The sequence below is a fragment of the Streptomyces ipomoeae 91-03 genome, from assembly GCF_000317595.1.
GTDB classification, from domain to species: Bacteria; Actinomycetota; Actinomycetes; order Streptomycetales; family Streptomycetaceae; genus Streptomyces; species Streptomyces ipomoeae.
The window spans coordinates 1-10,208 of the sequence record NZ_AEJC01000533.1; the positions used below are offsets into that span (position 1 = coordinate 1).

Sequence of the window (10,208 nt, forward strand, 5' to 3'; positions counted from 1 at the left end):
CCCGCGAGATCGAGATCGCCCACGCGGTCCGCAGCGTGCACACCGCGCAGCTCGTCGACTTCGACGCCGAGGCCGATGTGCCCTGGCTGGCGACGGAACTCGTGCACGGCCCGAACCTCGCGGACGTACTGGCCATGCACGGCCGGCTGCCCGACGGCAGCGTGCGGGTCCTGGCAGCCAGCCTGGCGGAGGCGCTGAAGGCGATCCACACCGCCGGCATCGTGCATCGCGATGTGAAGCCGTCCAACATCATCCTCGCCGAGACCGGACCACGCCTGGTCGACTTCGGGGTCGCACGGCCGGTGGGACAGGTCGGGCTGACCTCCACGGGGCAGTTCGTCGGCAGTGTCGTCTACGCATCCCCGGAGCAGTTGCTCGCCCAACGAGTCGGTCCGCAGAGCGACATGTTCTCTCTCGGCGTGGTGCTCGCCGAGGCGTCCGGCGAGGCGGTGCGCTCCGCACAAGGAACTCCGCTCGCCGCCGACGCCGTCGACGGCCGCACCCCCTCGCTGCCGTCCCTGCCGCCGGACCTGCGGACGCTCGTACGGAAGTGCCTCAGCCGGAACCCGGACGGACGGCCGTCGCCGACCGAGGTCCCCGGCATGCTGGCCGAACTGCCGCGTCCCGACGGCCGTGGCACCTACCGGTGGCTCCCGGACTCCGTCTCCCGTTCGGTGCGCCGCAGTTCGGAGGGGCTGCTGGCCGTCACGCATCCGCCGACCGCGCTCGACCCGCAGTCCGCGGGCGCTCATCAGCAGCCCACGGCGACCGCATACGTGTCCCCTGGAGGCCCGGCGCCCGCGCAGGCCCCCACCAGCCCGATCGGCCGTCCCGGAATTCCCGTTCCCACGCCCGCGGCCGGGAAGAGGCTCGCTCTCACCGTCGCCCTGGCGCTGGCGGCGAGCCTGCTCGTCGTGACGGGCGTGTCGCTGGCGGGGCAGGACAGCGGGGCCGGGGCCGGATCCGGGGCCGGAGTACCGGACTCCATGCCCGGCACGACGGCCACGGCCTCGGCCGAGCCGTTCGGTGACGGGAAGCCGTCGCGCGGCACCGCCCCGCCCCCGGACACCGCTACGCCTGCGGGCACCCCGGCGGAGTCCGTACGAGCCCCGTCGGCCGCGGCACCCGAGCCGCCCACGTTCACGCGAGGGACGCTGGGCGTGTCCCGCTACCAAGACCCGGGTTACGCGGCCACGGTGACCTCGGTGAACGCGAGCGGCCATCAGCTGACGGTGGCCCTGCGGGCGAGGGGCGAGGCTGACCTACGGGCGGCTGACACCACGTGCCTCGTGGTTCGTGGACCGGACGGGACGTTCACGGTGCGTCCGACCGCATGGGACGCCGAGACGGCCCGGCCCGGCGCTTTCGACGGGACACTCACCTTCCCGCTGCTCGTGTCGGGAAGATACGTTCTCCGTTACTCCTGCCAAGACGACTACTCGGACGCCGAACTGGGCACCGCGACCGTGCCCCACATCGGCATCTCCCGCTACAGCGACGAGTTCTTCGCCGTCGTCCTGTCCGCGGACCGCACGTCCAGCGGGCTGCAACTGGTGTTCGCGTCGGCCGGGGACCCGACCTTGCGGAGCCCCCAGACGTCCTGCCTGAACCAGGGCGGCGCGGAGGAGTACCCGGAGGACGTCCGGCTGGACCGCAGCGACACGACGCTGAACCACTTCCACTACGGCGTCATGGACTTCGCGTCAGGTGCACAGGGCAGCAGCTTCACCTATTCGTGCGCCGGCGACTACAGCGCCGTACCCCTGCCGTGACCGGACGGAGGCGGATCGGTGGAAGGCGGCGGTGCGCTCGCAGCCGGACTGACCGGCGGCGTGACGTCCGGGGTCGCGAGGTGCCGCTGGAGATCGACATGCCGGAACTGGTAGACCGATCCGACTTGCCGCAGCACGCCGCGGTGCCGGTGGGCGTCGTCGAGGAACGCCATCACATTCCACGGGAGCCTCCAGCGGAGGAGCAGGTAGAGGCGGATCAGAAGGAAGCGGCCGGTGGCGGTGCGGTTCAGTGCGAGGGCCAGGCCGAGGATGCATCCGGCCCAAAAGCCGAAGCCGCTCCCGAAGACCATCATGTGATCTTGCAGGCTGAATACTGCATCGGCTGCTGTGTGACCGAGTGCGATTCCGGGCCCGAGGAGAAGGCTGCCGGTAAGGACGGGTATCAGAAGGAACTGTGCGAAACTCCGCTGGTCTTCGCGGAGCGTGGTTGTAGGTGACGCAGCGGTTCGGGCATCGGCGGGTAGCGCCGTCAGCCCGGTGATGACGATGCAGATGGAAAAGGCGATCGTGGCCCAGGAGACCCCGGCCAGAGGGCCGTAGATCCGTCCCACGAGCACCCCAGTGGTGAGAGAACAGAGCAGACTCAGAGCCACGGTGCGCGAGTTTGAGGACCAACGGAGGCGTCGGGCGGGAACGAAGCGACTTCTCAACCGTGCGACACCGTCGACGACGAAGCCGAGCGTGATGAAGATCGACGCGCTCACTGTGCCGGTTGGCCAGTGAAGGAACAGCCACAGGTCTTCCGCGGAGTAGAGCTCGAAGTAAAGAGGAGGGCTTGGCAGTACGTTGGCGAGGAAGTACGCGAAAGTGCACATGCCCAGTAGCCAGTTGTCCACCAATCTCTGGCAGAGCCACCCGCAGCCGTCGAAGGGGTAGGAAGCCGCGTAGAGCCTGCACGCATGGCCCACAGCCGAGAGCACGAGCATGAGCAGACTGACGGCGGATCCGACTACCGCTGTGAGCACCGGCGCCGGCAACGCGTACCGCAGTTCCCACCAAGCGATGTCCACCGTCCCGTGCCGTTTGCGTTCCAGGTGATGGGCGACCTTGCGCAGGACGTGCTCGGCTCGGGCGGGTGTCCAGCGGCAGGGATGGAGGGAATGGGGGCGATAGGCGGCGGGGACGAAGGCGTTCAGCAAATGGGCGCGCAGGGCGGTTTCGGTGGGGAAGCGGTCGGTGTCGCAGAGTTCGGCGGGGTCGGGCAGTCGGGGACCCGCTTCGTCGGGGCGGGGGTTGTAGATCGTTCGGGCCAGGAACAACGCCAAGGGTGTGCCGAGCACTGTGGTGAGGGGCGACTGTTGGCTCATCCGGTCGAGGACGGGGTTCCAGCGGTCGGCGGCCGGGGTGCCTTCGCCGCCGGCGTCCCGGCGCAGGTAGGTGGCGACGGTGTCCAGCGTGAGTGGCTCAAGGACGATGCCCGCGGCGCCGTTGAGGCGTTGGGGGACTCCGGTCGCGGGTCGTAGCGCCTGTCGGTACTCGGTGCTCCGGGAGGAGACGATCACGGGACGGCCCGGGGGAAGCGCGGCGTTGATGGCGGCGAGGGCGGTGCTGCGGCTGGAGGGCGCGAGTTCGTCCAGGCCGTCGAGGATGGGGAGGATCAGGCGGTTGTCCAGCAGAGCCCGGGCCGTGTTCCGGCCGCCGAACTCGGTGGGATGTCGGCTCAGCGCGGGGTAGTCGGCCGTGAGCCGGTTCGCCATCCAGGTGTCCAGGCTCTGTCCGGGGTGCCATGAGGCGAGCGGGAAGATGACCGGAACGGGATCCCCGGGGCTGCGTCGGTCGAGCAGGCCGAGCAGGAGGACGACGAGCAGCATGGTCTTGCCGGCGCCGGGTTCGCCCAGGACGAGCAGGCGGCGGCCGGGGGCGCGGCGGGTGAAGACGTCGGTGATCTCGGTGTCGGTGCCGACCAGATCCTCAGGGCGTGTGGCCCACATGTCGTGCGGGGCATGGCGGTTGGCCATCCGGAGGAGCAGGGGCCAGGGCTCCACCAGGTCCTGGTCGGCGGGGCGCCAGGACACGGGCAGGGGGTAGGGGTCGTTCAGGCGCCGCAGCCGGGCCTCGGCCTCCCACTGCCCGCGTACCGCCGGCGCCAAGGCGTCCGCGAGGCCGCCGATCGGCAGCCCGTCGGCGTGCTCACGCCGGTCGGCCCGGTACCCGATCCAGGACACCGCGAGCGCGGCCGTGCCGACGAGCACTCCCAAGGCGCCGAAGCCGACACCGAGCACTTCGGTCGACTTGTCGGGAGAGCCCATCTCGTCTGCGGTCCACCACAAGCCGGCCAGACCGGAGCCTGCCGACACCAGGCCGACTCCCCACAGCATCCGCTGAAACCATGAAGTCCCCCTCCGCATGCACCGCATCGTGCCCGACGAGCACAGCGGATTCCGGGGGCTGGTGCGCAATCAACCCAAAAGGGTGGCAGAGCGAGGAACCGCACGGAGCGATGCCATATGAAGTGCGGCTACGGCGCCCGACGCAACTGGGCCGGACCGGGTCAGCCACTCCTGCTTGGCCTGTGGGACGGGTGACAGCGGCGTACCACGCGATGAGCCGCGGGAAGAGCCGCCCCGAGCGTGATGGTGATCGCGTACAGCGTGGCGATCGCCGCCGTGACTCCGATGGCGCCGAACTGCGAGGGGCGGAGGAAGGGATAGGGCATCGTCGCCGCGCCGGACCAACAGAGGGCGCCCACGGCGGCCAGATAGGCGGCGGGCCACACGGCGAGGAAGGTGGCCTCGCGCAGGGTCGAGGTGAGGGAGCAGGAACTGATCAGGAACTCCGCCGCCACCAGGACCGGCGCCGCGCCGTGCAGAAGGATCGTCGCGGTGTTCGTCCATCCGTCGTCGTGCGCGCCGAACCAGGTGCCCGTCGGCCCGCTCGGTGCGATCACCGTCGCGTACACCAGCGAGGAGAGCACCACTCCGACCACCGCCGAACCATGGATCCGTTCCCCCCACGCACCACTCTCGGGCCCCTGCAGCAGCCGCCGTATCAGGACGGCGGCGGCCAACAGCGCCGAGTCCACGGTGAAGTACAGCAGTGGCGGAGTCGGGTCCGTCCGCTGTACGAACTGGCAGACCACGCCGACGGTGAGGGTGAGCGCGGCGACGCCTCTGAGCCAGACGGCCAGGGTCGGCCCCGTCATGGGAGTTGCCACGCCGGTCACGAGGGGAGCGTCGCCGACGTGTGTCCCAGCTCGGCCATGACGGAACCGACGGCGGGGAGCGACTGCCAGAAGGCGTGCGGGCCGGGGACGCTCAGGAGACGTGTCGCGATCCCGTGCCACCCGGCGGCGGTCACGAGACGGTGCACGTCCCGCCGCGGGGACAGCAGGCTCTCCTCTCCGCGTACGACGACCAGACGCCCCAGCCGCCGATCCGGGCGTCGCGTGGCCGTCACGAGGTCGTCGGTGAGGCGTGCCGCCCGCAGCGCGTTCGCCAGCAGCAGCAGGTCACCGTGGCGCAGGGTGGCCGGCTTCTCGCCCGGTCGAGCTTCCAGCGGCCGGACCGCGCCGGTCACCGTGGCAGTCTCGTCCAGGTACGGCCCGACGCGACGGTTCTCCCGGCGTACGGCCGACACGAGGGCCGCGGCGCTCCAGTGCCGGACCGCGACCGGTTCGACGAGGACGACCTCCCGCACTGCCGGGCCCGTCTCGGCGGTACCGGACACGGCGGCCATGGCGGCGGCGAAGGAGGCCCCGAGTGAGTAGCCCAGCACGCCGACCGGGCCGACCGGGCCGTCCGCGTGACGGGCGCCGATGACCTCGGTCGCCGCCCGCAGCATCCGCCGGGCCGGCACGGTGAAGTCGCCCCGCAGAAGCGCCCGTCGCTCCTTGGGCAGCAGCCGGGACACGGCGAACCCGGCGCCCGGGGTCTCCACGACGACGAGCCGGGCGCGCAGCATCGCGGCGATGACCTGGAACCGCTGCATCTCGAAGGGCTCCACGAACGCCAGAAAGCCTTGCGCGACCACGAACGTGGGGCCGTCACCGTCCCGTCGGCCGTCCACGACGCCGAGCAGCAGCTCGCCGCCCGGACCGTCGGCGGTGGTCACGCGAACGGGGTGCCACGGAGGGGCCGTGGCGGGTGTCGTCAGCGTCACCATCATTCGTCCTCCGGCTCGGAACCGCGGTGGTACGTCAGGGCGGCCCGTACGTCCGCGGAGTTGAAGAAGGCGTCGTACGCCCCGGACCTCACGTAGTCCAGCACCGGGTTGCGGTCCGCCCAGGTCTTCGCCGAGGCGCCCGCCGAGAGGTCCGGCCAGTCCGATGTGTCCTCGCCCCAGGCCCGTACGAACGCTTCGAGGTCGGTCTGCCACAGCGTCATCATCGGGAAGAACGTCTTCTCCTTGTCGACCGCGATCCGGAGCCCCAGTAGCCGGTTGATGGCACCCGCCACCTGGGTGTGCGCCCTGGGCCCGTTGCACAGGCGGTAGCAGCGCAGCCAGTCGTAGGTCTCGGTCAGGTGCCGGCGGTTCAGGCAACTGTCCATCAACCGCCGGAAGGGCTCCGCCGAGTCGCGCATCTGCCGGTGCGACGCCTGGAGGTGTGCCTTCTCCCCGTCCGGGGCGAGCAGCACCCGGCGCAGGATCTCCGGCGGCTCCCCCACGTTGAGCGGCTCCGCGCCCAGCCACACCGACGCCGCGGCCAGGAACAACTGGGCGTGCGCGTGGGTCAGTTCGGTCATGCCGTACAGGGTCATGTGGGGCACGTGCTGCTTCAGGTACAGCATCACGCCCATGCCCGTGCGCACCTCGACCGGCCCGTCGTACAGGCCCGGGTCGGTGATGGTCAGCGGGCGGTAGGCGGGGCTGGAGGAGGTGTTCAGATGGAAGTCGACGATCGCGCCGTCGAACTCCGCCAGTTCCTCCCTGCTCAGGTCCCTCAGCAGCTCGGGGTCGTCGACCATCGTGAAGACGAGCTCACCGGGTATGGAGACCTGCCGGTCGAACACCCGGCTGCGCTTGCCCTGGTCGTCGATCAGAAGGTATTCCAGCGTCACTGTACGCACTCTCTCTCAGCAGGTTTTCCGACGTCACCGCAGGGCCGACTCCCGCTTGAGCCTCGGCGGGCGGACACTCCACACACAGCGGATCTCCTTCCCGCCGTCCACCGCGTGCTGCGTCATGTCGCCACCGAACTCGCGCACCCGCTCCCGCATGACCGCCAGGGTGCTGCCGTCGAGGCACCACCTGGCGACCGGAACCAGTGGCAGCGGGTCCCGGATGCTGAGGTGGATCATGCCGTCCGCGATGTGGGCGGACACCGAGACCGGCCGGACGTGGATCTCGCGGCGGGCCATCGCCTGGGCGGCGTTGGTGACGATGGTGGTGATCAGCTGTCGTATCAGGTCCCGGTTCGCCGGGCGCAGTTCGCCCAGCCGCAACTCGGTGGTCAGGGCCAGGGAGTGGTCGCGGCCCAGCTGCTCGATGATCCCCTGGAGGGTGATCTTCCGGTGCTGAGCGTCCCACGCGGCCTCGTCGATCGCTTCCTTGACCATGGTGAGCTTTGGTTCGAGGTCGGCGGCGTCGATCTTGTACTCGGCCTTGACGGAGTCGTCCTCGGCCAGCGCCCTGCTCAGTGTGCGGACCTCGTTGAGGGTGTCGTGGAAGTCCTGGGCCAGCCGACTGCGTGCCTCGTTCATGGCGACGGCGACCTCCTCACCGCCGACTCGCAGGAGCCGGTCGTACTCGCGCATCTTCATGCCGACCAGGTAAGGCAGCGCGCACGCCGCCCACGCCAGCGGCACCATGTCCGGGTGCCACCGGCCCAGGTGTACGGACAACCCCACGACGGACACGAGCACTCCCGTGACGAGCAGCCAGCCATACGCCCGCAGCGTCACCAGGAACCGCGGCAGACTCTGGTTGGCCGAGTAGTAGGTGCCGTCGGTGAGCACCTGGATGATCCCGGAGTTGCCGTACGCGAGCGCCACCGCCAGGGCGACGACCTTGACCCAGCCGGGGTCACCCGGGCCGGTGCAGAACAGGACGGCGAGCACGTTCGCCGGCACGGCGATCCCGCCGAGCAGGCCGGTGGCGTTCAACAGGGTGCGTTCCCACTGCCAGTTGTCCTGCCAGGCGAGCAGCAGCCGGATGACGGCGAACCGTGACCTCGTGCCACTGTGCGTCTGCCCTTCGAGGTGGATCTCCAGCAGCGTCTGCACCACGCCCACGGACAGCAGGGCCCACCCGAGCGGCCGGGTGCCGTCCGCGAGCCAGAACAGCACGCTGAGCACGGCGAGCAGGGACCCGCGGGTCACGTACGGCCGGAGCCGGTCGTAGCGGTGGATGCGTGCCGCGGTCACCCGGGTCGACCAGAGGCTCATCGGGGCCTGTGCCCGCATGTCCCACAGGAGCTGCCCCCAGGGATGCGCGGGCCGATCCTGGGCGGGCAGGAAGTCGACGAGCGACAACCGGTCTTGCTGGGACAGCGACATTTCTCGGTACCCCCATGACGTCACGTCGGTCGGGCCTGGGTGCGCACAGTCTGGAGCAGCGGTCGGCACGGGGGTCGTGGTTTTTACGACCCTGGTGGGCACAGACGTCGCGCCTCCCGCGCTCCTGTGCCCTTGAGCTGGGCGGCTCGCGATTTCCACGAGGCGGGCGGACAGCCGCGCGCTATTCCTTTCGCCCATCGGGTGGGGCGTGCCCAGGTCGGCCCCACGCTGCGAGCGGCGACGGAGGAATCCATGGCCATCACACGACGAGCGCGCAGGCCCAGGCGGAACTGGCCGGTCTGCGCCGTAACGGGCAAACGGCGACTCGGTGAACGCAAGGACGCCAAGCTCGCGCTGGCGGCGGCCCGGCAGTCCAGGGCCCGAGCCGAACGCAACGGCGTGCGTGCCGAGTGGACGGTCGTGCGGGCGTACCGCTGCCGGCACTGCGCGGGCGGCTGGCATCTGACGTCCGTCGCGCATCGAGGAGGTACGGCATGACCCCCTCCCGCACGGTGACGTACACGTCCCGCACATTCCGCGCGCCTTGCACATTCCGTGTGTCCCGCACATCGCGTGCGTTCCGCACCGCGACGCGTACGACACCCACACCCCGCACGTCCCGCACCCCGCGCGCCCTGATGCTCCTGTCCCTGGTCGGCGTGGTGGCGGGCACCCTCACCGCGTGCGGATCGGTGCCGCCCCCGGCACCGTTGACCGTGGCCGTCACCGGCAGCACGGCCGAACCGGCGCCCTGGGCCCCCGTCCTGGAGGACTTGGCGGTGCGCCACGCCCTGCGCGCGGTCGATCCGGGCGACGGAGCGGTCTCCATTGTCGTGTCCACCAACCCAGAGGTGAACCAGGTCGATCTGACACCCCTGCGCGACGGGCGGGAGGTGGAACAGGACCCGGCAGCGGCGCGGGAGAAGGTCCTGGCACGGACGGCGAAGCTGCGCTCGGCGCTGACCACGAACACGCCGGCCGCGAGTGGGCTGGACCTGCTCGGCACCTACCGCCGGGCTCTCCAGGCGACCCCGCGCGACGGCACGGTCGTCCTCGTCTCGTCCGGCGTGCAGACCGTCGATCCGCTCGACGTCCGCACGCTCGGCTGGACCTTCGACGCCGGTGCCACGGTTCGTGACCTGAAGCGCCGCGGACTGGTTCCCGACGCGCGCGGCCGGCACGTCGAGTTCGTCGGCCTGGGCATCGCGTACGGCACCCAGCCGGAGCTGCCACTGCCCGCCGCGCGGCGGATCACCGCGCTGTGGCGGGCGGTGTGCACGGCCTCGGGTGCGGCGTCGTGCACGGTACGCGACGAGGACATCCCGCGGCTGCCGTCGGCGTCGGACCGGCCCGTCCCGGTGGTGCCGGTAGCCGCGAGCCCCACCTCCTGCCGGGGCAGCTTCGTCGTCCCGGCCTCGGTCACCTTCGCCGCGGACGACGCCACCCTCCGCGACGACGCCGACCGCTATCTGAGTCCGATCGCGGACAGTCTCAGACGCTGTCCCGCCGACCGCGCCGTACACATCACCGGCCACACCGCCCAAGTGGACACCGGGACGAGCGGCTACGAGCTGTCCGCCGCCCGGGCGCAGGCCGTGCGCGACCGGCTCGTGCGTCTCGGTGTCGCCCCCGCCCTCATCGTCCGCGTAGACGGCGTCGGCTCCACCCGGCCCGTCGTCGACAACATGCCCGGCGGAGTCTTCGCCGAGGCGTTGGCCCGCCAGAACAGGCGGGTCGAGATCACCGTCACCACGAAGGAAGGCCCCGCCCCGTCATGACCCACGAAGACAACACCACCAGAGGCCGCACCGACGTCCCGTACGGACGCGGCCCCGTCCGGATCCCCCTCACTCAGACCCTCACCTCCGTACTCGGCATGGGCCCCATGCCGTTCACGAAGATCGTCCGCTGCCATGAACTGGTCGGTGAGGCACGCCGGATCGGCCGGGCGCGCCCGGCGGACGAGTGGACCAACTCCGAG

At 70.8% G+C, this 10,208-nt stretch carries 9 protein-coding genes; 4 read left to right on the forward strand and 5 right to left on the reverse strand.

Annotated features, from left to right (window positions below; translation table 11 throughout):
• A partial coding sequence (locus STRIP9103_RS34865; protein WP_048821524.1) for a protein kinase domain-containing protein occupies nt 1-1,772 on the forward strand: 1,772 nt, incomplete at its 5' end.
• Here STRIP9103_RS34865 and STRIP9103_RS34870 read toward each other — a convergent pair.
• The 5 genes from STRIP9103_RS34870 to STRIP9103_RS34890 form a co-directional block, all read right to left on the reverse strand.
• Nucleotides 1,748-4,090: an NACHT domain-containing protein gene (locus STRIP9103_RS34870; protein ID WP_009329587.1), complete on the reverse strand. Its 2,343-nt coding sequence runs from the start codon at nt 4,088-4,090 to the stop codon at nt 1,748-1,750. The genes STRIP9103_RS34865 and STRIP9103_RS34870 overlap by 25 nt on opposite strands.
• Before the next feature lie 194 nt (nt 4,091-4,284).
• Nucleotides 4,285-4,956, reverse strand: coding sequence for a Pr6Pr family membrane protein (locus tag STRIP9103_RS34875; RefSeq protein WP_234022380.1), 672 nt, complete (start codon nt 4,954-4,956; stop codon nt 4,285-4,287).
• A complete protein-coding gene (locus STRIP9103_RS34880; protein WP_234022381.1) occupies nt 4,953-5,843 on the reverse strand; it encodes a hypothetical protein in 891 nt (296 codons plus the stop codon). Before STRIP9103_RS34880 ends, STRIP9103_RS34875 begins: the two co-directional genes overlap by 4 nt.
• Before the next feature lie 50 nt (nt 5,844-5,893).
• Nucleotides 5,894-6,790, reverse strand: coding sequence for a hypothetical protein (locus STRIP9103_RS34885; protein ID WP_234022382.1), 897 nt, complete (start codon nt 6,788-6,790; stop codon nt 5,894-5,896).
• Nucleotides 6,791-6,823: 33 nt separating this feature from the next.
• Nucleotides 6,824-8,227 (reverse strand): sensor histidine kinase, encoded by a 1,404-nt coding sequence (locus STRIP9103_RS34890; protein WP_009329589.1) that lies wholly within the window; start codon nt 8,225-8,227, stop codon nt 6,824-6,826.
• Between the two features lie 252 nt (nt 8,228-8,479).
• Between STRIP9103_RS34890 and STRIP9103_RS47515 the strand changes: the two genes are divergently transcribed.
• From STRIP9103_RS47515 to STRIP9103_RS34900, 3 genes are all read left to right on the forward strand, one after another.
• Nucleotides 8,480-8,725 (forward strand): hypothetical protein, encoded by a 246-nt coding sequence (locus STRIP9103_RS47515; RefSeq protein WP_009329584.1) that lies wholly within the window; start codon nt 8,480-8,482, stop codon nt 8,723-8,725.
• 59 nt (nt 8,726-8,784) lie between these two features.
• The gene (locus STRIP9103_RS34895; protein ID WP_234022383.1) at nt 8,785-10,005 is read left to right on the forward strand and encodes an OmpA family protein; all 1,221 of its coding nucleotides are present in this window, start codon (nt 8,785-8,787) and stop codon (nt 10,003-10,005) included.
• Nucleotides 10,002-10,208 (forward strand): hypothetical protein (locus STRIP9103_RS34900; protein ID WP_048821527.1); only part of this gene is annotated, 207 nt, incomplete at its 3' end. The genes STRIP9103_RS34895 and STRIP9103_RS34900, both read left to right, overlap by 4 nt.

Coding starts and splice junctions, on each gene's coding strand:
- STRIP9103_RS34890 (WP_009329589.1), bottom strand. CDS start 8,227: ATGTCGCTGTCCCAGCAAGACCGGTTGTCGCTCGTCGACTTCCTGCCC.
- STRIP9103_RS47515 (WP_009329584.1), top strand. CDS start 8,480: ATGGCCATCACACGACGAGCGCGCAGGCCCAGGCGGAACTGGCCGGTC.